Here is a 23,260-nt window from a genome sequence, read left to right as displayed (position 1 = left end):
TCAGCCTTTAGTAGGCTGGGGTTTTTTATTTACTCCATAAAGCCGACAGAAGGCTCTAGATCAGGGCCTTTCATTCGACCTTTGTCGCGGGGCGTTTTTTTTTGAAATCACTAGACTGCGCTTCTTGCTTCCGTTGCCCGAGATAACAATCCATGTACCGTGATCGTATCCGCTTGCCTTCGTTGTTGGATAAGGTGATGAGCGCCGCTGACGCTGCCGCTCTGATTGAGGACGGCATGACCGTCGGCATGAGCGGCTTCACCCGCGCCGGTGAAGCCAAGGCCGTGCCCCATGCCCTGGCCGAACGGGCCAAGGTAACGCCACTGAAAATCAGCCTGATGACCGGCGCCAGCCTGGGCAACGACCTGGACAAGCAACTCACCGAAGCTGGCGTGCTGGCCCGGCGCATGCCGTTCCAGGTGGACAGCACCCTGCGCAAGGCGATCAACGCCGGCGAAGTGATGTTCATCGACCAGCACCTGTCGGAAACCGTCGAACAACTTCGTAACCAGCAGCTCAAGCTGCCGGACATTGCAGTGATCGAAGCTGTCGCCATCACTGAACAGGGCCATATCGTGCCGACCACCTCGGTGGGCAACTCCGCCAGCTTCGCGATCTTCGCCAAGCAGGTGATCGTCGAGATCAACCTGGCGCACAACCAGAATCTGGAAGGCCTGCACGACATCTATATCCCGACCTATCGCCCGACCCGTACACCGATTCCCCTGGTGAAGGTCGACGATCGCATCGGCAGCACGGCGATTCCGATCCCTGCGGACAAGATCGTCGCCATCGTCATCACTAATCAGTCGGATTCGCCGTCCACGGTTTCCACCCCGGACAGCGAGACCCAGGGCATCGCCAACCACCTGATCGACTTTCTCAAGCAGGAAGTGGATGCCGGGCGCATGAGCAACAAGCTCGGCCCGCTGCAGGCCGGTATCGGCAACATCGCCAACGCGGTGATGTGCGGCCTGATCGAGTCGCCATTCGAGAACCTGACCATGTACTCCGAAGTACTGCAGGACTCGACCTTCGACCTGATCGACGCCGGTAAGCTCAGCTTCGCCTCAGGTAGCTCCATCACCCTGTCGAGCCGGCGCAACGCCGACGTGTTCGGCAACCTGGAACGCTACAAGGACAAACTGGTGCTGCGTCCGCAGGAGATCTCCAACCACCCGGAAGTGGTGCGCCGCCTGGGTATCATCGGCATCAACACCGCGCTGGAGTTCGATATCTACGGCAACGTCAACTCCACCCACGTCTGCGGCACGCGGATGATGAACGGCATCGGCGGCTCCGGCGACTTCGCCCGCAACGCACACCTGGCGATCTTCGTTACCAAGTCGATTGCCAAGGGCGGGGCGATTTCCAGCGTGGTGCCGATGGTCAGCCACGTGGACCACACCGAGCATGACGTCGACATCCTGGTGACCGAGATCGGCCTGGCGGACCTGCGCGGCCTGGCGCCGCGGGAGCGGGCCCGGGTGATCATCGACAACTGTGTGCATCCTTCCTACCGCGACGCACTGAATGACTACTTCACCAAGGCCTGCGCCCTGGGTGGTCACACGCCGCATATCCTGCGTGATGCCCTGAGCTGGCACATCAACCTGGAAGAAACTGGGAAAATGCTCGTCGAGTAATTGATACAGTTGGCAGCTGACGCAAACACAGTTTCGTCAGCTTGCCGGCCGCTCGCCAGAGACCGCCAAAAACTGTACTGCTGTACCGGTATTTTCCCCGCCTAAAACCACTTGCCTCCCATCAAAAAGCACCGAAATGCACCATAAAGGTGCTGACAGGTACAGTTGCGCCTTTTCCGAACAGTACAGCCCCTATAAACAGTTAACTGGTCCTTCACAATACAGGTGAACTGTATCTACAGAGTCTTGCGCGGGAAGAGGATCATGGTCACCAGTTAAACCACTACCTGATCCCGCCACAAGCGGAAGGATGTCAACCATGGAACGTACACTCAGTTCCGAACTGTTCTTCGAAGACAAAGCTGAAAAAACCCAGGCTTCCCTGCCTCTGCGCGTTATCGCCAACCTGATGCTGTGGCAGCGCCGCATCTCCAGCCGCCATCAACTGGCTCGCCTGGATTCGCGTCTGCTGGCCGATGCCGGGATCAGCGAAGCACAACGCTACGAAGAGCTGAGCAAGCCGTTCTGGCGCTAACTCAGCGTCGCTGGCCCTGACCCACCGGGTCCACCGCCAGCACCCCGAATTGCACACAACAAGACCCGTCGCGGGAAACCGCGACGGGTCTTGTCGTTCTGGCCGCGGAAAACGCGCTACACAGCTGAAATACAGCCCGTTTCATCGGGATAGGTACAGTTTTATAAAACATAACAATTAACCAGTACAATTTAGCTCGAGTGTATCTGTATCACCGCATCGAACCGCCGAACCATGAGGTTGCAGCCAGCTCATCGCTCGGCTGCTCATGGAGGCAAGCATCATGCACTCGTCCCCTGGCACCCACCTTCACTGCACGCCCTTCAAGCGCTGGCTCACGGCGCTCGCCAACACACGGGAGCGGGCCCGCACCCGTCACTTGCTGGCACAAATGGATGAACGACAACTCTCGGACAGCGGCATCAGCCACAGCGATCGGGCAGCGGAACTGCACAAACCCTTTTGGCGCTGAGGCCTGCCGCAACACTGTGCGAATGGGGCCGCTGAGCCTAATATCTGAGGCGACGTGGCGATTTTCATTCGAACTGCGTCAGAGCAATCAGACACAGCACCTCGCAGTGGCTGCCCGGCGTCTCACTCAGCGCCCTTAAATTGTCTGTTCATTCACAGGAGTTACCCATGTCCCGTCTCCGCCTGCTCAGCGCCGCCGCCCTGCTGGCCCTGGCTGCCAATGCCCACGCCACCAGCCTGATCGTGACCACCGACGCCATTGTCGGCGCGCTCAAGGCCACCACCGACGCCACCTCCGATGCCACTTCATCCCTGCGTGACAACAAGATTGTCCGTGCCGCCCGGGATGATGCCGCCAGTTTCGTCGCCACCGATGGCGCCATTCGCGGGGTAAAACTGGAAAGCGCATTTGCCCACATTCGCCAGCAAGCGCCTCAGTTGCAGGCCTCTGATGCACAGCTGGCCCAGGCCATCCTGGCAATCTGAAGCGTCTCGGTTTCAGGTGCCCCGGCGCACCTGAAACCCTCTGCGCTGGTCCTCCAAGGGGCATTGCGCTAGCCTTGGCGCTGGTTTTCAGCTGTCGAGACTCTTGGGTTTGTTCCGTATTTCGCTTTCCGCTCCCGTATTGATCGCCGCCTGTTGGGCCGGTTCGGTGCAGGCATTCGACCTCACCACCCAAAGCCTGGTTGTCACCGTCTATGCGACAGGCCAGGTGACCTCGGCGCCCTTCGACCATAAACTGCTGCTTGCTGCCCAGGATGACGCCGCTGCCTTCGTGGCAACCGACGGCCAACTGCGCGGCGCCCGCCTGGAGTCTGCGCTGGAATACCTGCGCCAGGACCCGGCAAAACTTCATGCCAGCGACCTTGAACTGGCGCAGGCAATTCTCGTCCAATAACCATCCCTGTTCTTCCGGAGTCGTTCCATGCGTAGCCCGCTGATTGCCGCCACCCTTGGCCTGCTGTTGTTGGCCGACGTGGCCCAGGCACACACCCTGGTGGCCACCAGTAACATCATCGTCCGCGCCTCCGGCCGCACGATCGATTTCACCTCGGACACCACCACTTCGATCCGTGACTCCAAAGTCGTGCGCGAAGCCCACGACGATGCCGCCAGCTTCGTCGCCAGCAACGGTGATATCCGCGGCGCGCAACTTGAAGCGGCGTTCAATGCCCTGCGCACGCAGCTGCCAGAAGCCCGCGACGCCAGCGACCAGGTGCTTGCCGAAGCCATCCTGGCCCTGTGAAACCACTCCTAGCCTGGCTGCTGGCCGGGACCCTGGGGCTGCTCTGCAGCACCGCCCAGGCCGACCTGCAACTGCGCCTCAAGGCCGATGGCTTGAGCCCGGCGCAGCAGCACGCCAGCCAGGCGCTGCTGGATGAAGCGATGCAGGCGTTGCCGCCGCGTTTCATCCAGCAACTGGATCGCACCATTGATGTCGGCTGGACCGACCGAATGCCCGACAACGCCTATGGCGAGGCATCCCTGGTGTCGGAACTGGACCTCAACCGAGCCTTGCTGCCCAGCCTGACCGACGGCTCCGCCGCCACCCAGAAGACCAGCCGCCCCCATGGCACCGTGCGCCGGGAAATGCTCGCCACGGTACTCCATGAACTGACCCACATTTATGATCGCGCGCGTTTGTGGCCCGGTGCCGAGCGTAGCCTGATCCAGCGCTGCACCCGCAAGAACAGCACCTCCGGGCTGATCGGCCTGCCGGATGAGTGTCGCGGCCAGAATGACCGGCGCTTCACCCTCAGCGATGATCCACGGCTGCTGGATCTGGCCGGTTGGCCGCAATACGTCGGCCGCCGTGGCGAACGCGAACAGCACAACCGTCAGGTCGCCCGCAGCCCGGACATCTACGAGATCACCAACCCGAAGGAATTCGTCGCGGTGAACATGGAGTACTTCCTTCTCGATCCGAGCTACGCCTGCCGCCGCCCGGCGCTGTACCGCTATTACCAAGAACATTTCGGCTGGGCGCCGGCCGCCAAGGACAGCTGCGCCAAGTCCTTCGCCTTCCTCAACGCCGGCAACGACTTCGCCAAGACGCCCCTGGGGCAGGTGGACCCGGAGCGGGTCTACGCGGTGGACTACCTGCTGGCCGAAGCCAACCAGAACTGGGTCAGCCGCTGGGGCCACAGCATGCTGCGCCTGGTGATCTGCGCCCCGGGCCGCCCCCGCGGGCCGGATTGCCGGCTGGACCTGGACCAGCACCTGGTGCTGTCCTACCGCGCCTTTGTCGGTGACGTGCAGCTCTCCAGCTGGGACGGCCTGGTGGGCAAGTACCCTTCGCGGCTGTTTGTCCTGCCGCTGTCCCAGGTCATCGACGAGTACACCAAGACCGAGCTGCGCAGCCTGGCCTCGGTACCGTTGAAGCTGTCACGCAGCGAGATCGAGGAGGTGGTGGAGCACGCCGCCGAGATGCATTGGAGCTACGACGGCAACTACTACTTCCTGTCCAACAACTGCGCAGTGGAAAGCCTCAAGCTGCTGCGCAGCGGCAGCAACAACAAGCAACTGATCGGCCTCGACAGCATCATGCCCAACGGCTTGCTGGAGGTGCTCAAGGGCAGGGGACTGGCGGACACCAGCGTGCTCGACGACCCGCGCGAGGCGCTGCGCCTGGGGTATCGCTTCGACTCCTTCCGCGACCGCTACCAGGCGATGTTCGAGGTGATCAAGAAGCGCCTGCCGATCAAGCAGGCCAGCGTCGAAGACTGGCTGTCGCTGAGCGCCGAGGAACGCCGGCACTGGTTCGACCAGGCCGACCTGCGCACCAGCGCCGCCTTGCTGCTGCTGGAGCAGGCCAGTTATCGCCGGCAACTGCTGCTGGCTCAGGACGAGGTCAAGCAGCGCTACCTGGGGGCTCGCGAGCTGAAAAATGGTGGTATGGAGCAGGCCAACAAGACCCTGCAGCAGATCCTCGCCAACAGCGGCTTCCTCAGCCGCCCGGCAGAATTGCTGGGCAGCGGCGGCTACGGCCTGCCTCAGCCCGCTGAATGGCAACGCCTGGAGTCCGAGAGCAGCCAGCGGCAGAAGCAACTGCAATCCTTGACCGGTGACCTGGACAAGGAAGTGCGAGCCCTGCTGGAACCGGCCCGAGCGGCGGAAATTGCCGCCAACGAGGCCAACCTGAAGCTGGTGGGCGAGCATCTGCGGACGCTGCACAAGGCGGCAGGCGGCCTGGAGCTGCCGTAGCGCTGCCGAGCCCGCGAAGCGGCGAAAAGGACCGAAGGGCCTTGCTGGGCGGCCTTGAGAGCCTCGCGACCGCTGCGCGCTCGTGCGCAGCCTGCGGCAGCGGCTACAGGGTTTCCTGCGATTCTTGCGGCAGGTGCTCGTCCAGATGCACCCAGGGCAGGCGGCTGTCGGTCCAGATATGCCGGTCTGCAGGCGCCAGTTCCGGGTGATCCAGGGTGGCGATGGTGACATCGATGCTGTCTGGGCTCAGGTGGGTGATCAGCGCCAAATGAGCACCACAGTTGCCGCAGAAATAGCGCGCACAACTTCCAGATGAGTCGTACCGGGCGGGAACGCCTTCCAGCCATTCGAAAGCCGAGGCGGGCAGGGTGATCCAGGTGGTCACCAGACCGCCACTGACCCGGCGGCAGATCGAGCAATGGCAGTGGGCGATGTCCCGCAACGGGCCGCTGAACTGGTAACGCAGCCGCCCGCAGTGGCAGCCTCCGGTGTGCAACTCTCTCATGTGCATGTCTCCCTGGCGCCGATAGCCATCACTTTATGCCGCTGGTCGCCTGCTGCAACATCCGTTCGTTCCTTTCAGCGACGAAAGCTGGCTGAAAGCTTCCCCCATTAGGATCGCCTCCACTACCGGCAACAGACCGGTTGGCCACAGCGGGCGTTTCTCGCGCTCCCGGCCCTATTAACAACAACAATGGTGATTCTGATGTCCGCTCCTACCCGCCTGTTCGCTGCAACTCCTCCCGTACGCCTCGTGCTTGCCGTTCTGCGCTGATCCCACCCGGTTCGCCATTCCCTAGCCGCGCTACGCCTGGAGTAATCCCATGCTGACTTTCCTTGGCTTTGCCATGGTCATCACCTTCATGTTCCTGATCATGACCAAGCGCCTGTCGGCGCTGATCGCCCTGATCATCGTGCCCATCCTGTTCGCCCTGTTCGGCGGGTTCGCGCCGAAGATCGGCCCGATGATGCTCGAAGGCATCACCAAGCTCGCGCCCACCGGCGTGATGCTGATGTTCGCCATTCTGTATTTCGCCCTGATGATCGACTCCGGCCTGTTCGACCCGGCCGTGCGCAAGATCCTCAAGCTGGTCAAGGGCGACCCGTTGAAGGTCTCGGTGGGCACTGCGGTACTGGCCCTGGTGGTGTCCCTGGACGGTGACGGCGCCACCACCTACATGATCTGCGTGGCCGCCATGCTGCCGCTGTACAGCCGCATCGGCATGAGCCCGCGGATCATGGCCGGCCTGATCATCCTCGCCGGCGGGGTGATGAACATGACCCCCTGGGGCGGCCCGACCGCCCGCGCGGCCAGCGCCCTGCACGTGGACCCGTCGGACATCTTCGTGCCCATGATCCCGGCCATGCTGGCCGGCGTGGTGGCGATCCTGGCGATCGCCTACATGTACGGCAAGCGGGAAAGGGCGCGCCTGGGTGAACTGCACCTGGCGGGCGACGAGATCGACCACAGCGAGATCAGCGTGTCGCAGTACCCCGACGCTCGTCGTCCCAAGCTGATCTGGTTCAACGGCGCCCTGACCTTCGCCCTGATGTGCGCGCTGATCGCCGGGCTGCTGCCGTTGCCGGTGCTGTTCATGGTGGCCTTCAGTATCGCCATGATCGTCAACTATCCCTGCCTGCAGCAGCAGAAAGATCGGGTCGCGGCCCACGCCGGCAGCGTGCTGGCGGTGGTCGGGCTGATCTTCGCGGCGGGCATCTTCACCGGCATCCTGTCCGGCACCGGCATGGTGGATGCCATGTCCAAGAGCCTGCTGGCGGTGATCCCGGAAGCCCTGGGGCCGTACCTGGCGGTGATTACCGCGCTGGTGAGCATGCCGTTCACCTTCTTCATGTCCAACGATGCCTTCTACTACGGCGTGCTGCCGGTACTGGCCGAAGCCGCCAGCCACTACGGCATCACCGCGGTGGAAATGGCCCGTGCGTCGATCGTCGGCCAACCCGTGCACTTGCTCAGCCCGCTGGTACCCTCGACCTACCTGTTGGTGGCCCTGGCCGGTATCGAGTTCGGCGATCACCAGCGCTTCACCCTCAAGTGGGCAGTGCTGGTCTGCCTGTGCATAATGTTCGCCGCTTTGCTGATGGGGATTTTTCCGCTGTTCAGCACTCTATAAAAGCAATGCTTCTGCGCCCGGGCCGGCCTCACGGCCCGGGCTATAACACTCGCTCAAAGGAATACACATGGAATGGCTGACCAACCCGGAAATCTGGGTTGCCTTCTTTACCCTGACTGCCCTGGAGATCGTCCTGGGCATCGACAACATCATCATGATCTCGATCCTGGTCAGCCGCATGCCCAAGCACATGCAGGCGCGCACGCGGATCTTCGGTCTGGCGCTGGCGATGGTCACGCGCATTCTGTTGCTGCTGTCGATCACCTGGGTCATGCGCCTCACGGCCGACCTGTTCGTGGTCTTCGGCCAGGGCATTTCCGGGCGTGACCTGATCCTGTTCTTCGGTGGCCTGTTCCTGCTGTGGAAAAGCTCCCAGGAGATGTACCACGCCCTGGAAGGCGAGGACGAAACCATTGATGAGCCCAAGGGCAAGGGCGGCAACTTCCTCTACACCATCATCCAGATCGCCATTATCGACATCGTCTTCTCCCTGGATTCGGTGATCACCGCCGTGGGCATGGTTTCCCATGTGCCGGTCATGGTGGCGGCCATCATCGTCGCGGTGCTGGTGATGATGCTGGCGGCCGGGACCATCAGCGAATTCATCGACAAGCACCCGTCGCTGAAAATGCTCGCGCTGTCCTTCCTGCTGGTGGTGGGTACGGTCCTGATCGCCGAAGCCTTCGAAGTGCACGTGCCAAAAGGCTACGTCTACTTCGCCATGGCCTTCTCCCTGGCGGTGGAAGCCATCAACATCAAGATGCGCACCGCCATCGCGAAAAAGAAAAAACAGCAGGACCCGGTGAAACTGCGCAAGGACGTTCCTGGTCAATAATCCGGGAATGCGCTGAATGGAAAAGGGGCTCTCGGGCCCCTTTTCTGCGTCTGCAGGAAGCTGTTTTCATGACAGTTTTGTTTCAATCGCCGGTTTGGCTATGCGATGCTGGCGCCTCGTGCGTTAGCCAACTACAGCTTAAGTACATAACGTAGAACGTCGCGCAACAACGTCCACTCGCCCCGCTTGGGGCACTTCACCCCAGGGGGGGCCTCTATGCTGACCCTGCTCAATCTGCTTTCCGCCGTGGCCCTGCTGATCTGGGGTACGCATATCGTCCGTACCGGCATCCTGCGGGTCTACGGCTCCAACCTGCGCCACGTGATCGGCCAGAACATGGCCAGGCGGCCACTGGCGTTCATTGCCGGGATCCTGGTCACGGCCATGGTCCAGAGCAGCAACGCCACGGCGATGCTGGTGACGTCCTTTGTCGGCCAGGGCCTGATGGCGCTGACCCCGGCGCTGGCCACCATGCTCGGCGCCGACGTCGGTACCGCGCTGATGGCCCGGGTACTGACCTTCGACCTGTCCTGGCTGTCGCCGCTGCTGATCTTCCTCGGAGTGATCTTCTTTCTCTCGCGCAAGCAGACCCGCGCCGGCCAGCTGGGCCGGGTCGGCATCGGCCTGGGGCTGATCATCCTGGCCCTGCAACTGATCGTCGAAGCCGCGGCCCCCATCACCCATGCCCAGGGCGTGAAGGTCCTGTTCGCCTCGCTGACCGGCGATATTCTCCTGGATGCGCTGATGGGTGCGGTGTTCGCCATGGTGTCCTATTCCAGCCTGGCGGCGGTGCTGCTCACCGCGACCCTGGCCGGCGCCGGGGTCATCAGCCTGCCGGTGGCCATCGGCTTGGTGATCGGCGCCAACATCGGCAGCGGGGTACTGGCCTTCCTCAGCACCAGCATGCAGAACGCCGCCGGGCGCCAGGTCGCGCTGGGCAGCCTGCTGTACAAGCTCATCGGCCTGCTGCTGATCATCCCGGTGCTCGACCCACTGGCCCACTGGATGGACAGCCTGGACTTCAGCCCCCAGGAAGTGGTGATCGGCTTCCACCTGCTGTACAACACCGCCCGCTGCCTGTTGCTGCTGCCCACTGTCGGCCCCATGGCCCGGCTCTGCGCCTGGCTGCTGCCGGAGCGCCCCCAGGAAAACGGCCGCGCTCGCCCGCGGCACCTGGACCCTACCGCCCTGGCCACGCCGAGCCTGGCCCTGGCCAACGCCGCCCGCGAGACCCTGCGCATCGGTGACCTGATCGACAGCATGCTGGAGGCGATGCGCGACGCGCTGCAGGGCAAGCAGACCGCCATCACCCAGGAACTGCGCGCCCTCAGCGACGACGTCGAAGCGCTGTACAGCGCCATCAAGCTGTACCTGGCGCAGATGCCCCGGGAAGACCTCAGCGACCAGGACAGCCGGCGCTGGGCCGAAATCATCGAACTGGCGTTCAACCTCAAGCTGGCCAGCGATCTGATCGAGCGCATGCTGCGCAAGGTCCAGCAGCAGAAGACCTCCCAGCGCCGCTCCTTCTCCGAGGTTGGCCTGGAAGAGTTGACCGGGCTGCACGCGCAACTGATCGCCAACCTGCGCCTGGGGCTCTCGGTGTTCCTGAGCGCCGACCCCGAAAGCGCGCGCCAGCTGCTGCGGGAAAAACGCCGTTTCCGCGCCCAGGAGCGGCGCCTGGCCCACGCCCACGTCAGCCGCTTGCAACGCAAGATCGTCCAGAGCATCGAGACCAGTTCCCTGCACCTGGAGCTGATCGCCGACATGAAGCGCCTCAACTCCCTGTTCTGCAGCAGTGCCTACGTGGTTCTGGAAACCTCGGACACCGGCGCGCTGGAGGTCGAAGAGATGGCTGACATCACTCATTCACCCTGAACGTCCACAGTCCCACGAAGTCTGTAGAACTTACGCACGCCGTAAGGAAGCTTGTTATGCGTTGTCTGTTATTCGCCTGCCTGTTGCTGGGCAGTGCACAAGGATGGGCTTTGGATCGTTTCCAGGTCGAAGGCTACACCCTGCCCAATGGCCTGCAACTGCTGCTCAAGCCCGGCAGCGAACGCGGCCACGTGGCGATCCGCCTGGTGGTGGGAGTGGGCCTGGACGACTTCGCCTGTGCCGACAAGGAGTTGCCGCACCTGCTGGAACACCTGCTGTTCAGCGGCGTGGATGACAGCGGGGAAGGCGGCCTGGAAGAACGCATGCAGGCCCTGGGCGGCGAATGGAATGCCTACACCAGCAATGCCGACACCACCTTCGTCATCGAGGCCCCGGCGCGCAACCAGCGCAAGGTCCTGGACCTCTTGCTGTCGCTGCTGACCCATACCCGCCTGGACGACAACGCCGTGGCCGCGGCCAAGCAAGTGGTGGAACGCGAAGGCGGGGGTCACTATTCGCACCTGCAACGCTGGCTCGACCGCCAGGACCTGGGACACAAGGCAGGCAACCAGCTGGCGGTGGAACTGGGGCTCAAATGCGCCGAACGCGCCGAGGTCGGGAACCTGACCCTGGCCCAGCTGGAGCAGGTACGCAAGGACTGGTACGCCCCCAACAACATGACCCTGATCGTGGTGGGCGAGCTCGATCGCCTGCTGCCGGCCTACCTGGAGCGCACCTACGGTGCCCTGGAGCCGGTGGAGCCCAGCGAACACCCCGACCTGCCGCAGATCCAGGGCACCGCCGCCCCTGAGCGCACCCTGGTCCATGGCTGGGTAGGGCAGAGTGCGCAACTGCACTGGCTGTTTCCCGAGCCCGTGCTGGACCAGCAGCACGACGAGACCTTCGACCTGCTCAAGGACTACCTGGACTGGGCGCTGTATCGCCAACTGCGTCTTGAGCACGAATTGTCCTACGGCCCCTGGAGTGATCGGGAAGTCTTCGGTGGCGTGGGCTTTCTCAGCCTCAATGCCGACCTTGAGCGCGACGACCTGCCCCAAGCCCGGCAAGTGGTAGAGCAGCTCAAGGCACGGCTGCTCAAGGACGGCCTCGACCCGGCCACCTTCGCCCGCCTGAAACAGGCTGCCATCGATCGCCAGGCCTGGGCCGTGCAGGGCAACAGCGCCCTGGCGGACTATTACTGGAGCGCCCTCGGGGACTTCGACAACGGCCGCTTCAGCGACCCGGCCAAGCGCCTGAAAGCAGTGAGCCTGGAACAGGCCAACCTGGCCCTGCGCCAGCTGCTGCAGCAGCCGGGCTACCTGCGCATCGAACAACCGCTGCTCAGTGACGAACAACTGCTCTGGCTGATCGGCGGCCTGCTGTCCCTGGTCCTGCTCGGCAGCTTCGGCGTCTACCTGCTGCGCCGCCGGGCCCGCTGACCCATGGCCAGGGAGCTTGCTCCCGCCGGGCCGCGCAGCAGCCCCAGGGGCAGGGCAATGCGATCACCGTGGCCGGATTACCTCGCCAGCGCCTGCGCACCTGAGCAAGCTCCCTCGCCACGGACCGCCGCCGACGTTATCCTGTCGCGGTTTTTCCTGCCCTGACTGTGATCCCCCCGATGCCGAACCTGACCCTCCTTATCCAGCGCATTCTCGAACTGATGAAGCGCTATCCGGGGATCATTGCGCTCGGCGGTTTCATCTCCGGAGTCGGCAGCTTCATCCTGGTGGACCGGCAACAGAGCCTGGCCTCGTGGATCGCCGTGATCCTGCTGGTGAGCTGGGTCTGGCTGATGCTGGAGAACAGCCTGACCCAGCTGTTCACCAAGGTCTTCAAGCGCGAGATCCCGCAGCCGCTGCTGCGCTATGCGACGCAGATGATCCACCAGGAAAGCCTGTTCTTCGTCCTGCCGTTCTTCTTCATCACCACCAGCTGGAACAGTGGCCAACTGGTGTTCACCGGCCTGCTCGGCGCCGCGGCGCTGATTTCCATCACTGACCCGCTGTACTACAAATGGCTGGCCCCGCGCCGCTGGCTGTTCCTGGCGCTGCACACCCTGACCCTGTTCGCCGCCTTGCTCACGGCCCTGCCGCTGATCCTGCACCTGACCACCGCCCAGAGCTTCAAGCTGGCCCTGGGCATCGCCATGCTCCTGTCCTTTCCGAGCCTGGCCTCGATCCTGCCGATCCGCAGCCTGCGCAGCGCCCTGACCGTGCTGGCCATTACCCTGGCCATCGGCAGCACCGGCTGGCTGCTGCGCTCCTGGGTGCCGCCGGCCACCCTGTGGCTGACCGAGGATGCCATCAGCACCCAGCTCCAGGATCGCACCCCGGGCGACAGCCTGGAGCAGATCAGCACCTCCCAGGTAAGCAGCACCGGCCTGTACGCCTACACCGCGATCAACGCCCCCCGGGGCCTGGACGAGCGCATTTACCACGTCTGGCAATTCAACGGCAGCGAGGTGGATCGCGTCGCGCTGGACATCCATGGCGGGCGCAAGGAAGGCTACCGTGCCTGGTCCCACAAGCAGAATTTCCCCGCCAACCCGGCGGGCGACTGGCAGGTGCGGGTGATCACCGAGGACGGCCAGGTGATCGGCGTGCTGCGCTTCGAGATCACCGCTCCAGATCAAGACGCGGCCAAGACCGGCGAGGCAAAGTAACCGGGATCGTGCTATTACGTAGCACTGCGAAATGGCCACACAAGCTCGGAGCTTATGACTAGCAGCGTGACGCCCGGCACCGCTCAACTGGACCTTGCCCACTCCCCGGCGCAATTGCGCATCGGCGGCGACTGGACGCTGGCGCACTACAGCGACCTCAAGCGCCTCAGCCAATCCCTGGACGGCCGCTACGACAGCAGCACCCATATCGACCTCAACGGCCTGGGCGCCCTGGACACCGCCGGCGCGTCGCTGCTGGTGGAACTGCTGGGGGCAGAACGCCTGGGGCAGTCCGCCGAACACCCCGACTGCACCTTGTCCGCCGCCGACCGCGCGCTGCTGCACACGGTCTACACCTCGTTGAACGACTTCTGCGTACCGGTCAAGGAACCGGAGATCTCGGTCAGCGTGCAATTGCTTTCGCGCATTGGCAGCGCGGTCTATACCGTCTGGCAGGACACCCTGAAGGTCCTGGGCTTCATCGGCCTGATCCTGGAAACCCTGGCCCGCGGCCTGCTGCGCCCCAAGCGCTGGCGCATCACCCCGGTGGTGGCACACATCGAACAGACCGGCCTCGACGCGGCGCCCATCGTCGCCCTGCTGACCTTTCTGGTGGGCGCGGTGGTGGCCTTTCTCGGCGCCACCGTGCTGGCCAACTTCGGCGCCAGCATCTTCACCGTGGACCTGGTGGCATTTTCCTTCCTGCGGGAATTCGGCGTACTGCTCACCGCGATTCTCATGGCCGGGCGCACCGCCAGCGCCTTCACCGCGCAGATCGGCTCGATGAAGGCCAATGAAGAGATCGACGCCATCCGCACCCTGGGCCTGGACCCGGTAGAGCTGCTGGTGCTGCCTCGGGTCCTGGCCCTGCTGGTGTCGCTGCCGATGCTGACGTTCCTGGCGATGCTTTCGGGGATAGTCGGTGGCGCGGTGGTCTGCGCCCTGTCCCTGGATATCTCCCCGGCGATGTTCCTCTCGCTGCTGCATTCGGATATCGGCGTGAAGCACTTCCTGCTGGGCCTGGTGAAAGCGCCGATCTTCGCCTTCCTGATCGCCGCCATCGGCTGCCTGGAAGGCTTCAAGGTCAGCGGCAGCGCCGAGTCGGTGGGCGCCCACACCACCTCCAGCGTGGTCCAGTCGATCTTCGTGGTGATCGTCATCGATGCCGTGGCCGCGCTGTTCTTCATGGAGATGGGCTGGTGAGCCGGCCGCCACGCGCGCCGGCGAAGGCGGTGATCGAGGTCCGTGGCCTGTGCAACCGCTTCGGCAAGCAGAGCGTGCACGAGAACCTCGACCTGGATGTGTACCAGGGCGAGATCCTCGGCGTCGTCGGCGGCTCGGGCAGCGGCAAGTCGGTACTGCTGCGCAGCATCGTCGGCCTGCGCCAGCCCAGCGAAGGCTCGGTGCGGGTATTCGGCCAGGACCTGCCAAGCCTGCCGGAACAGCAACGCTCGCTGATCGAACGACGCTTCGGCGTACTGTTCCAGAAGGGCGCGCTGTTCACCTCGCTGACCGTGACCGAGAACGTCGCCCTGCCATTGATCGAGCATGCCGGCCTGTCCCGTGCCGATGCCGAACACCTGGCGGCGGTCAAGCTGGCCCTGGCCGGCCTGCCGCTATCGGCGGCCGACAAGTACCCGGCCTCGCTCTCTGGCGGGATGATCAAGCGCGCTGCCCTGGCCCGGGCGCTGGCCCTGGACCCGGACATCCTGTTTCTCGACGAACCCACCGCCGGCCTCGACCCGGTGGGCGCCGCCGCCTTTGACCAGTTGATCCTGACCCTGCGCGATGCCCTGGGGCTCAGCGTGTTCCTGGTCACCCACGACCTGGACACCCTCTACACCATCACCGACCGGGTGGCGGTGCTGGCGCAGAAAAAGGTACTGGTGGCGGATGCCATCGATATCGTCGCCGAGACCGACGACGAATGGATTCACCAATACTTCCATGGCCCTCGCGGCCGCGCGGCCTACCAGGCCGCTACACAGACCAACGAGGGATGACATGGAAACCCGAGCCCATCATGTACTGATCGGCCTGTTCACCGTGATCGTGGTGGCCGGCGCCTTGCTGTTCGGCCTGTGGCTGGCCAAGTCCAGCGTCGACAGCGCCTTCCAGGACTACCAGATCGTCTTCAACGAGGCGGTCAGTGGCCTGTCCAAGGGCAGCTCCGTGCAATACAGCGGGATCAAGGTCGGTGATGTGGTCAACCTGCGCCTGGACCCCAAGGACCCGCGCCGGGTGCTGGCACAGATCCGCCTGGGCAGCGAGACGCCGATCAAGGAGGACACCCAGGCCAAGCTGGCCCTGACCGGCATCACCGGCACCTCGATCATCCAGCTCAGCGGCGGCACGCCGCAAAGCCCGACCCTCAAGGGCAAGGACGGCGAACTGCCCACCATCATCGCCTCACCGTCGCCCATCGCCCGCCTGCTGAACAACAGCAACGACCTGATGACCGGGGTCAACCTGCTGCTGCACAACGCCAACCGCATGTTCTCCCCGGACAACGTGGCCCGGGTCAGCAGCACCCTGGACAACCTGCAGAAGACCTCCGCCAGCATCGCCGAGCAGCGCGACGACCTGCGCCAGCTGATGCAGCAATTGGGCTCCATCAGCAAGCAGACCGGCGCCATGCTGGAACAGACCACCGCGCTGATGCGCAACGCCAACGGCCTGCTCAACGACCAGGGCAAGCAGATGTTCGGCAGCGCCGAGCACGCCATGCGCTCCCTGGAGCAAAGCAGCGCCACCCTGAACAAACTGCTGAGCGACAACCAGGACTCGCTGAACAACGGCATGCAGGGCCTCAACGGCCTGGCGCCAGCCGTCCGCGAGCTGCGCGAGACCCTGAGCTCGCTGCGGGCCATCACCCGGCGCCTGGAAGCCAACCCCGGCGGTTACCTGCTGGGTAACGAGAAGAACAAGGAGTTCACGCCATGAAGCGTGCCTATCGCCTGCTTGCCCCCCTGGGCCTGAGCGCCGCCCTGGCCCTGACCGGGGCCTGCTCGATACTGCCCAAGGGCGAACCGCTGGACATCTATCGGCTGCCGGTGAGCCAGGCCGGCGCCACGGCGCCGAACCAGGCCCTGCCGTGGTCCTTGCAGTTGCTCAAGCCCCAGGCCGGGGATGCGCTGAACAGCGCACGGATCGCGGTGATTCCCCAGGGCAACCTGATCAGCAGCTACAAGGCTTCGCGCTGGAGCGACCCGGCACCGATCCTGCTGCGCAACCGCCTGCTGGACGGCTTCCAGCGCGATGGCCGGGTCCAGCTGTTGAGCACCGATGACAGCAACCTGCAGACCGACCTGGCACTGGGCGGCGACCTGCAAGCCTTCCAGACCGAATACCAGGGCAACGCCGCCCAGGTGGTGATCCGCCTGGATGCGCGGCTGATTCGTGGCTACGACCAGAAGATCCTCGCCAGCCGGCGCTTCGAAGTGCGCCAAGCGCTGGCTGAAACCGGGGTGCCGGCGGTGGTCACAGGATTTGGCCAGGCCGGCGATGCGCTGACCCGGCAAGTGGTGGATTGGGCAGTGGGGCAGGGCAATCGGGCGCTGAAACATTGAGAGCCCTTTCGCCGGCAAGCCGGCTCCTGCGGAGGTTGTAGGAGCCAGCTTGCCGGCGAAGGCTCGCTCAACTCATCCAAAGAACCAGTAGCAAACCGCAATCGCCGCCACCACACCGGCGAATTCCGCCAGCAAGGCACAGCCCACGGCGTGCCGCACCCGCTGGATGCCTACCGCGCCGAAGTACACCGCCAGCACATAGAAGGTGGTTTCGGTACTGCCCTGGATGGTGGCCGCCACCAGGGCCGGGAAGCTGTCCACGCCCTGGGTCTGCATGGTCTCGATGAGCATGGCCCGTGCCGCACTGCCCGAGAACGGCTTGACCAGGGCAGTGGGCAAGGCGTCGACGAAACGTGTGTCCCAACCGGCCCACTCCACCAGATGACGAATGCCGTCGAGGCCGAAATCCAGGGCCCCGGACGCCCGCAGCACGCCGATGGCGCAGAGCATCGCGACCAGGTATGGCAAGAGGCTCTTGGCGACGTCGAAACCCTCCTTGGCGCCCTCGACAAAGGCCTCGTAGACCTTGACCTTGCGCAGCGCGCCGACCACCAGGAACAGCATGATCAGCCCAAACAGCGTGAGGTTGCCGAGAATCGACGACAGGGACGCCAGGGCCGTGGCCGACAGGGTGGCCAGCAAGGCCATGAAGGCGCCCAGGGCCAGGGCCCCGGGAACCAGGTAGGCCAGTACCACCGGGTCCCACAGGCGAAGGCGCTGCATCACCGCGACCGACAGCAGGCCCACCAGGGTCGAGGCGCTGGTGGCCAGGAGAATCGGCAGGAACACCAGGGTCGGGTCCGCCGCGCCTTGCTGGGCGCGGTACATGAAGATGGTCACCGGCAGCAGGGTCAGGGACGAGGCGTTGAGCACCAGGAACAGGATCTGCGCATTGCTGGCAGTGGTGGCGCTGGGGTTGAGTTCCTGCAGGGCGCGCATGGCCTTGAGGCCGATGGGCGTGGCGGCGTTGTCCAGGCCCAGGCCGTTGGCGGCGAAGTTCAGGGTGATCAGGCCCAGGGCCGGGTGCCCCGGCGGCACTTCCGGCATCAGGCGCTTGAACAGGGGCCCCAGGACCTTGGCCAGCCACTCGACGATTCCAGCCTTCTCGGCGATGCGCAGAAAACCCAGCCACAGGGTCAGGGTGCCGAACAGCAGGACCATGACCTCCACCGACAGCTTGGCCATGGCGAAGATGCTTTCCACCATGGCAGCGAAGATCCCCGCGTTGCCACCCACCAGCCACTGCGCCAGGGCCGACACGGTTGCCACGATAAAGAAGCCAAGCCACAGGCCATTGAGCATCGGTCATACCCCTCGAAAGATGCGGCGAATGATAGCGGGGCGGGCAGAAACGACAAACCCCGGATTAACCGGGGTCTGTCATCTGTTGGGGCTGGATTGCCGCTGAAGGGCTTGGGGCCTCTTCGCTGGCAAGCCAGCTCCTACACAATAGGCGCTTAGCCTTTGGACGCTTCGCCTGCTGGCAGTTTTTCCTTGCTGCGCCAGTGCGGCAGGGAGTTCCAGTAGCGCTGGCCCTTGGCGTCGTCGTACATGCCTTCCCAACGGGAGATGACCAGTACCGCCAGGGCGTTGCCGATCACGTTCAAGGCGGTACGCGCCATGTCCATCACACGGTCGACACCAGCGATGAAGGCCAGACCTTCCAGAGGAATGCCGACGCTGCCCAGGGTGGCCAGCAGGACCACGAAGGACACGCCCGGAACCCCGGCGATACCTTTGGAGGTGACCATCAGGGTCAGCACCAGCAGCAGTTGCTGGCTGATGGACAGGTCGATGCCGTACAGCTGGGCGATAAAGATCGCCGCGATGCTCTGGTACAGGGTCGAACCGTCGAGGTTGAACGAGTAGCCGGTCGGCACCACGAAGCTGCAGATGGCTTTCGGCGCGCCGTAGGCTTCCATCTTCTCGATCACCCGCGGCAGCACGGTTTCCGAGCTGGCGGTGGAGTAGGCCAGGACCAGCTCATCCTTGAAGATGCGCATCAGCTTGATCACCGAGAAGCCGAACAGGCGGGCGATCAGGCCGAGGATCACGAAAGCGAAGAAGGCGATGGCCACGTACACCAGGATCACCAGCTTGGCCAGCGGCAGCAGGGAGGCGAAACCGAAGTTGGCGACGGTCACCGCGATCAGTGCAAATACACCGATAGGGGCGTAGTTCATGATCATGTGGGTGACTTTGAACATGCTTTCCGAAACGCCCTGGAACATCTTCACCAGCGGTTCGCGCAGGTCGGACTGCAGGCTCGACAGGCCCAGGCCGAACAGCACCGAGAAGAAGATGATCGGCAGCATTTCGCCGCGGGCCATGGCCGCGAAGATGTTCGATGGAATCAGGTTGAGGATGGTCTCGATGAACGCGTGTTCATGCTGCACCTCGGCCGCAGTGGCCTGGTACTTGGAGATGTCCACGGTGCCCAGGGTGCTCATGTCGATGCCTGCGCCCGGATGGAACAGGTTGGCCAGCAGCAGGCCGACGACGATGGCGATGGTGGTCACGATTTCGAAGTAGATGATGGTCTTGAGGCCGATGCGCCCCAGTTTCTTCGCGTCACCGACACCGGCGATGCCGACGATCAGCGAGGAAATGACGATCGGGATCACGATCATCTTGATCAAGCGGATAAAGATATCGCCCGCAGGCTGCAGGACGTTGCTGATCCACCAGGCCTTTTCAGCACTGAAATGATTGAGCAGCGCGCCAATCGCAATCCCCAGGACCAGACCAATGAGGATCTGCCAGGCGAGGCTTAATTTTGCCTTCTTCATATCATTACCCTTACTTCAGTTGGACTCGGGCTGATGCGCGAACTGGAACGCTCAATGGCGGAAAAGTTTGTGCATCGGCCCCCGTATAAGGTCATCCCGAACGAGCATTTACGGCTCTCTGCGGGCGAAAAAAGGCGCAACTATTCCGATGCTAGGGAGGCACGTCTAATGCCGTAAACGCCTACCCTATGCCGAATCGGCATGAGTTTTTCCAAACAAAACGAGCGTCCCAACCGGTTCGAATACGACATTTCGGCAGGCAAAAATGCCGTGAAACGGCCATTTCAGGCGGCGTGCAGGCTTGTCGGAGGGGTCAGGAAAAAGGCTAAAAAAGTTTAGGATTGCTCTGATTCGGGCGCCCGGAAACGCTGCGCAATTCGCACAAAGTTTCTCGATATACGGTCGCAGAGAAACACCAGGAAACGTTTGATCGGAGTCAAAGGAAGATTTTTTCCCGCGCGAGCACGGAAATTGTCAGACGGACGGCTCTAGCACAGGACTTTGCCATTCAAGCACGCCGCAAGCTCATCAGGTCGGTGGCCGACCTGGGAGCTTGCGCCGCCGCTCTTTCCTGACCCGGCCCTTGCGGAGGCACTCCCTGTACCCCTAGGTCACTCCGATCACCCGTGGATCAGAACATCCCGGCCCCTTGGTCATGCACTCGCCCTCCTCGGGTGGTGCAACAGCCGAAAGCGCCAGGGCGGCCCTTTCGTCTATCTGTTATGCAATATCGGCAATTTGCACATCAGTACCAGTTCGGGTCCTTGCGCAACTGCTCCTGGAGCAGCGCTTGCATGCCGTCATCGGGCTTGCCGAGGAACCGATAATTGGCGTGGCGGGTCGGTGACTTGTCCGCGGGCAAACCCGCCGGCACGTCCACCAGCATCGCGTAGGCATGCTTCTTGTCGAAACTGAAGGCCACGATCAAACGCTGGTTCTGACAACTCTGGGCGGTTTCGCACAGAGGGCCCACCAGATACTGATCGCCGTCTTCGGTCATGGCATTCATCTGTTGCGGCGCATCACCCGAGAGGTTCATCACCCACTCGGGCAGGCGCTCCTCCTTGTGCACGACCCCCTGCCAGGTTTCACGAAACTGCGGGTCCGACCCCAGCAGCTGATTGGCTCGTGCCTGGCCATCATTGGCCGCCGACGCCAGGGCGCTGGCGCCCAGCAGCAGCGCGGCAGTCAATGTCTTCAACGAGAGACTCATGGTCAGCCTCGGCCTCGACGGCCAAAGAAGAACGAAGCGATGAACATCACCAGGAACACCACAAAGAGAATCTTGGCGATACCCGTGGCGGTGCCCGCGATACCACCGAAGCCCAGGACCGCAGCGACAATGGCAATGATCAGGAATGTGATTGCCCAGCTCAGCATGATGATTCTCCTTACTCTTCTATTAGTGGTGCTGCCTATGGAGCCAGCCCGGCGCCGCCGATTGCGGGCCCGGCCTTGGTGCTAGAACACCCAGCGTTCCTGACGTGGCGCGTCCGCGACCGGCTGTGCCTGGTCGACGGCCATCAGTTGCATGGGGGCCTGGTCGTTGAGCTGGCTGCTCACCGAACTGAAATGGGTCTGGGTGAAGTGATGAACCGGCACTCGCGGCGCGGGTGCCTGGCTGTCCTGCCAGCGCTGGAACTGTTGCCCGGCGATCAGGGTGACCAGCAACGCCAGAACGGCGAAGAGGCCTTGCTGGAGATGCAGTGGCGCAATACGCAATTGGGCAAGACGTTGGCGATTCATCCTGAAACTCCTCCCACACTGGTGGTGATGTTGTTATGGAAGCCACGGCCGGCGCTTCTCGATGAGAGGGATATTGCAGGCTGCATGCCAGCTTTTTCTTTGAAATTAAATTCAATAAAATCAAATACTTAAATCAAATTACCAAAAGCATTCCACACGCATACTGCACGATGCCCCCATGCCGGCCGTGCGAAATGCACGATGTCCCGGGAAAACAGTGAGCGTTTTTTGATCACAGGGGGAACTTTGATGAATGGCCAATAGCCTGATACAGACCCACCCAGCAGCTACTCTGGGTAAAACATGCGTAATTTCAGCCTGTTAGCCGTTTCAGCCGGAGATATCTAACCTGCTGGCGCTGGAATGGATCAGAATCAACCTTGCAACTTGCCCGATTTTTCCGGGACTAAATAAAGATCATTCATTAAGGAGCCTCGGGAAATGGAGTCAGCGCCGGAGAATCAAGGCCGCATCCTTCTGGTGGATGACGAATCCGCAATCCTTCGCACCTTCCGCTACTGCCTGGAAGACGAGGGCTACACCGTGGCCACCGCCAACAGCGCGGCGCAGGCCGATGCTCTGCTGCAACGCCAGGTATTCGACCTGTGCTTCCTCGACCTGCGCCTGGGCGAAGACAACGGCCTCGACGTACTGGCACAAATGCGTACCCAGGCACCCTGGATGCGGGTAGTGATCGTCACCGCTCACTCCGCCGTGGACACCGCAGTAGATGCGATCCAGGCCGGCGCCGCAGACTACCTGGTCAAGCCCTGCAGCCCCGACCAGTTGCGCCTGGCCACCGCCAAGCAGCTGGAAGTGCGCCAGCTCTCGGCGCGCCTGGAAGCCCTCGAAGGTGAGGTACGCAAGCCCAAGGACGGCCTGGACTCCCACAGCCCGGCAATGAAAGTGGTGCTGGAAACCGCGCGTCAGGTGGCCAGCACCGACGCCAACATCCTTATCCTCGGCGAGTCCGGCACCGGCAAGGGCGAGTTGGCGCGGGCCATTCACGGCTGGAGCAAACGCGCCAAGAAATCCTGCGTGACCATCAACTGCCCCTCGTTGACTGCCGAACTGATGGAAAGCGAACTCTTCGGCCACAGCCGCGGCGCCTTTACCGGGGCCAGCGAGAGCACCCTGGGCCGGGTCAACCAGGCCGATGGCGGAACCCTGTTCCTCGACGAGATCGGCGACTTCCCGTTGACCCTTCAACCCAAGCTGCTGCGCTTCATCCAGGACAAGGAATACGAGCGCGTCGGCGACCCGGTAACCCGCCGCGCCGATGTGCGCATCCTCGCCGCCACCAACCTCAACCTTGAAGACATGGTGCGCGACGGGCGTTTCCGCGAAGACCTGCTGTACCGGCTGAACGTCATCACCCTGCACCTGCCGCCCCTGCGCGAGCGCAGCGAAGATATCCTGACCCTGGCCGACCGCTTCCTCGCCCGCTTCGTCAAAGAGTATTCGCGCCCGGCCCGGGTCTTCAGTGATGAAGCCCGGGAAGCGCTGCTCAACTACCGCTGGCCGGGCAACATCCGCGAACTGCGCAACGTGGTGGAACGGGCGAGCATCATCTGCCCGCAGGAGCGGGTGGAAATCAGCCACTTGGGCATGGCCGAGCAACCCACCAACAACGCCCCGCGGATCGGCGCCGCCCTGAGCCTGGACGAGCTGGAAAAGGCCCACATCGGTGCGGTCCTGGCCACCAGCGACACCCTGGATCAAGCCGCCAAGACCCTGGGTATCGACGCGTCGACGCTGTACCGCAAACGCAAACAGTACAACCTGTGAGCAACACC

23 protein-coding genes are annotated in these 23,260 nt (G+C 63.2%); 17 read left to right on the top strand and 6 right to left on the bottom strand.

What is annotated here, in order from left to right:
- Window positions 1–152: 152 nt before the first annotated feature.
- The 7 genes from scpC to AC1RCO_RS16705 all read left to right on the top strand — a co-directional run bounded on the left by scpC (window position 153) and on the right by AC1RCO_RS16705 (window position 5,856).
- Entirely contained in the window at window positions 153–1,646 is a 1,494-nt protein-coding gene (gene scpC, locus AC1RCO_RS16735) for a succinyl-CoA:acetate CoA-transferase ScpC (RefSeq protein ID WP_065364948.1), read from the top strand.
- Between the two features lie 319 nt (window positions 1,647–1,965).
- Window positions 1,966–2,181 (top strand): DUF1127 domain-containing protein, encoded by a 216-nt coding sequence (locus AC1RCO_RS16730; RefSeq protein ID WP_011058498.1) that lies wholly within the window; start codon window positions 1,966–1,968, stop codon window positions 2,179–2,181.
- A 268-nt stretch (window positions 2,182–2,449) separates the two neighbouring features.
- Window positions 2,450–2,653: a DUF1127 domain-containing protein gene (locus AC1RCO_RS16725; RefSeq protein ID WP_019095628.1), complete on the top strand. Its 204-nt coding sequence runs from the start codon at window positions 2,450–2,452 to the stop codon at window positions 2,651–2,653.
- Window positions 2,654–2,820: 167 nt separating this feature from the next.
- On the top strand, window positions 2,821–3,138 hold the full coding sequence (locus AC1RCO_RS16720) for a DUF2388 domain-containing protein (RefSeq protein ID WP_011058497.1): 318 nt from the start codon (window positions 2,821–2,823) through the stop codon (window positions 3,136–3,138).
- A 103-nt stretch (window positions 3,139–3,241) separates the two neighbouring features.
- On the top strand, window positions 3,242–3,550 hold the full coding sequence (locus AC1RCO_RS16715; RefSeq protein ID WP_011058496.1) for a DUF2388 domain-containing protein: 309 nt from the start codon (window positions 3,242–3,244) through the stop codon (window positions 3,548–3,550).
- A gap of 27 nt (window positions 3,551–3,577) precedes the next feature.
- Window positions 3,578–3,898 carry a DUF2388 domain-containing protein gene (locus AC1RCO_RS16710; RefSeq protein ID WP_011058495.1) on the top strand — a complete coding sequence of 107 codons (321 nt, stop codon included), beginning with the start codon at window positions 3,578–3,580 and terminating at the stop codon, window positions 3,896–3,898.
- A complete protein-coding gene (locus tag AC1RCO_RS16705) occupies window positions 3,895–5,856 on the top strand; it encodes a DUF7844 domain-containing protein (protein ID WP_210482908.1) in 1,962 nt (653 codons plus the stop codon). The genes AC1RCO_RS16710 and AC1RCO_RS16705 overlap by 4 nt, the downstream gene beginning before the upstream one ends.
- A 103-nt stretch (window positions 5,857–5,959) precedes the next feature.
- Here the strand turns inward: AC1RCO_RS16705 and AC1RCO_RS16700 are convergent, their stop codons facing one another.
- Window positions 5,960–6,361 (bottom strand): GFA family protein, encoded by a 402-nt coding sequence (locus AC1RCO_RS16700; RefSeq protein ID WP_492617882.1) that lies wholly within the window; start codon window positions 6,359–6,361, stop codon window positions 5,960–5,962.
- 319 nt (window positions 6,362–6,680) lie between these two features.
- Between AC1RCO_RS16700 and AC1RCO_RS16695 the strand changes: the two genes are divergently transcribed.
- The 9 genes from AC1RCO_RS16695 to AC1RCO_RS16655 all read left to right on the top strand — a co-directional run bounded on the left by AC1RCO_RS16695 (window position 6,681) and on the right by AC1RCO_RS16655 (window position 16,929).
- Window positions 6,681–7,988 carry a CitMHS family transporter gene (locus tag AC1RCO_RS16695; RefSeq protein WP_015633664.1) on the top strand — a complete coding sequence of 436 codons (1,308 nt, stop codon included), beginning with the start codon at window positions 6,681–6,683 and terminating at the stop codon, window positions 7,986–7,988.
- A gap of 67 nt (window positions 7,989–8,055) precedes the next feature.
- A complete protein-coding gene (locus AC1RCO_RS16690; protein WP_011058491.1) occupies window positions 8,056–8,823 on the top strand; it encodes a TerC family protein in 768 nt (255 codons plus the stop codon).
- A 216-nt stretch (window positions 8,824–9,039) separates the two neighbouring features.
- Window positions 9,040–10,698, top strand: a complete 1,659-nt coding sequence (locus AC1RCO_RS16685) for a Na/Pi cotransporter family protein (RefSeq protein ID WP_011058490.1) — start codon at window positions 9,040–9,042, stop codon at window positions 10,696–10,698.
- Window positions 10,699–10,754: 56 nt separating this feature from the next.
- Window positions 10,755–12,137 (top strand): M16 family metallopeptidase, encoded by a 1,383-nt coding sequence (locus AC1RCO_RS16680; RefSeq protein WP_015633663.1) that lies wholly within the window; start codon window positions 10,755–10,757, stop codon window positions 12,135–12,137.
- 179 nt (window positions 12,138–12,316) lie between these two features.
- The gene (locus tag AC1RCO_RS16675) at window positions 12,317–13,360 is read left to right on the top strand and encodes a DUF5924 family protein (RefSeq protein ID WP_492617881.1); all 1,044 of its coding nucleotides are present in this window, start codon (window positions 12,317–12,319) and stop codon (window positions 13,358–13,360) included.
- A gap of 54 nt (window positions 13,361–13,414) precedes the next feature.
- Window positions 13,415–14,563 (top strand): ABC transporter permease, encoded by a 1,149-nt coding sequence (locus tag AC1RCO_RS16670; RefSeq protein WP_011058487.1) that lies wholly within the window; start codon window positions 13,415–13,417, stop codon window positions 14,561–14,563.
- Window positions 14,560–15,363, top strand: coding sequence for an ABC transporter ATP-binding protein (locus tag AC1RCO_RS16665; protein WP_011058486.1), 804 nt, complete (start codon window positions 14,560–14,562; stop codon window positions 15,361–15,363). Before AC1RCO_RS16670 ends, AC1RCO_RS16665 begins: the two co-directional genes overlap by 4 nt.
- 1 nt (window position 15,364) lies before the next feature.
- A complete protein-coding gene (locus AC1RCO_RS16660) occupies window positions 15,365–16,303 on the top strand; it encodes an MlaD family protein (RefSeq protein ID WP_011058485.1) in 939 nt (312 codons plus the stop codon).
- Window positions 16,300–16,929 (top strand): ABC-type transport auxiliary lipoprotein family protein, encoded by a 630-nt coding sequence (locus tag AC1RCO_RS16655; RefSeq protein ID WP_011058484.1) that lies wholly within the window; start codon window positions 16,300–16,302, stop codon window positions 16,927–16,929. The genes AC1RCO_RS16660 and AC1RCO_RS16655 overlap by 4 nt, the downstream gene beginning before the upstream one ends.
- 72 nt (window positions 16,930–17,001) lie before the next feature.
- Here AC1RCO_RS16655 and AC1RCO_RS16650 read toward each other — a convergent pair whose 3' ends face one another.
- The 5 genes from AC1RCO_RS16650 to AC1RCO_RS16630 all read right to left on the bottom strand — a co-directional run bounded on the left by AC1RCO_RS16650 (window position 17,002) and on the right by AC1RCO_RS16630 (window position 21,464).
- Entirely contained in the window at window positions 17,002–18,231 is a 1,230-nt protein-coding gene (locus AC1RCO_RS16650; RefSeq protein WP_019095624.1) for a nucleoside recognition domain-containing protein, read from the bottom strand.
- A 155-nt stretch (window positions 18,232–18,386) separates the two neighbouring features.
- Complete coding sequence (gene gltP, locus AC1RCO_RS16645; protein WP_011058482.1) at window positions 18,387–19,718, bottom strand: glutamate/aspartate:proton symporter GltP; 1,332 nt, start codon at window positions 19,716–19,718, stop codon at window positions 18,387–18,389.
- Window positions 19,719–20,463: 745 nt separating this feature from the next.
- Window positions 20,464–20,931, bottom strand: a complete 468-nt coding sequence (locus tag AC1RCO_RS16640) for an inhibitor of vertebrate lysozyme family protein (protein ID WP_015633660.1) — start codon at window positions 20,929–20,931, stop codon at window positions 20,464–20,466.
- A gap of 2 nt (window positions 20,932–20,933) precedes the next feature.
- Window positions 20,934–21,098 carry a DUF1328 domain-containing protein gene (locus AC1RCO_RS16635; RefSeq protein ID WP_003170804.1) on the bottom strand — a complete coding sequence of 55 codons (165 nt, stop codon included), beginning with the start codon at window positions 21,096–21,098 and terminating at the stop codon, window positions 20,934–20,936.
- Window positions 21,099–21,179: 81 nt separating this feature from the next.
- Entirely contained in the window at window positions 21,180–21,464 is a 285-nt protein-coding gene (locus AC1RCO_RS16630) for a hypothetical protein (protein ID WP_015633659.1), read from the bottom strand.
- A gap of 441 nt (window positions 21,465–21,905) precedes the next feature.
- On the opposite strand from AC1RCO_RS16630, the gene algB reads away from it, so the two are divergent.
- Window positions 21,906–23,252 carry a sigma-54-dependent response regulator transcription factor AlgB gene (gene algB, locus AC1RCO_RS16625; protein ID WP_011058479.1) on the top strand — a complete coding sequence of 449 codons (1,347 nt, stop codon included), beginning with the start codon at window positions 21,906–21,908 and terminating at the stop codon, window positions 23,250–23,252.
- Window positions 23,253–23,260: the final 8 nt, after the last annotated feature.

Source organism: Pseudomonas sp. GW823-FHT03E05 (genome assembly GCF_058796855.1).
This window is presented reverse-complemented; position numbering and strand designations above follow the sequence as displayed.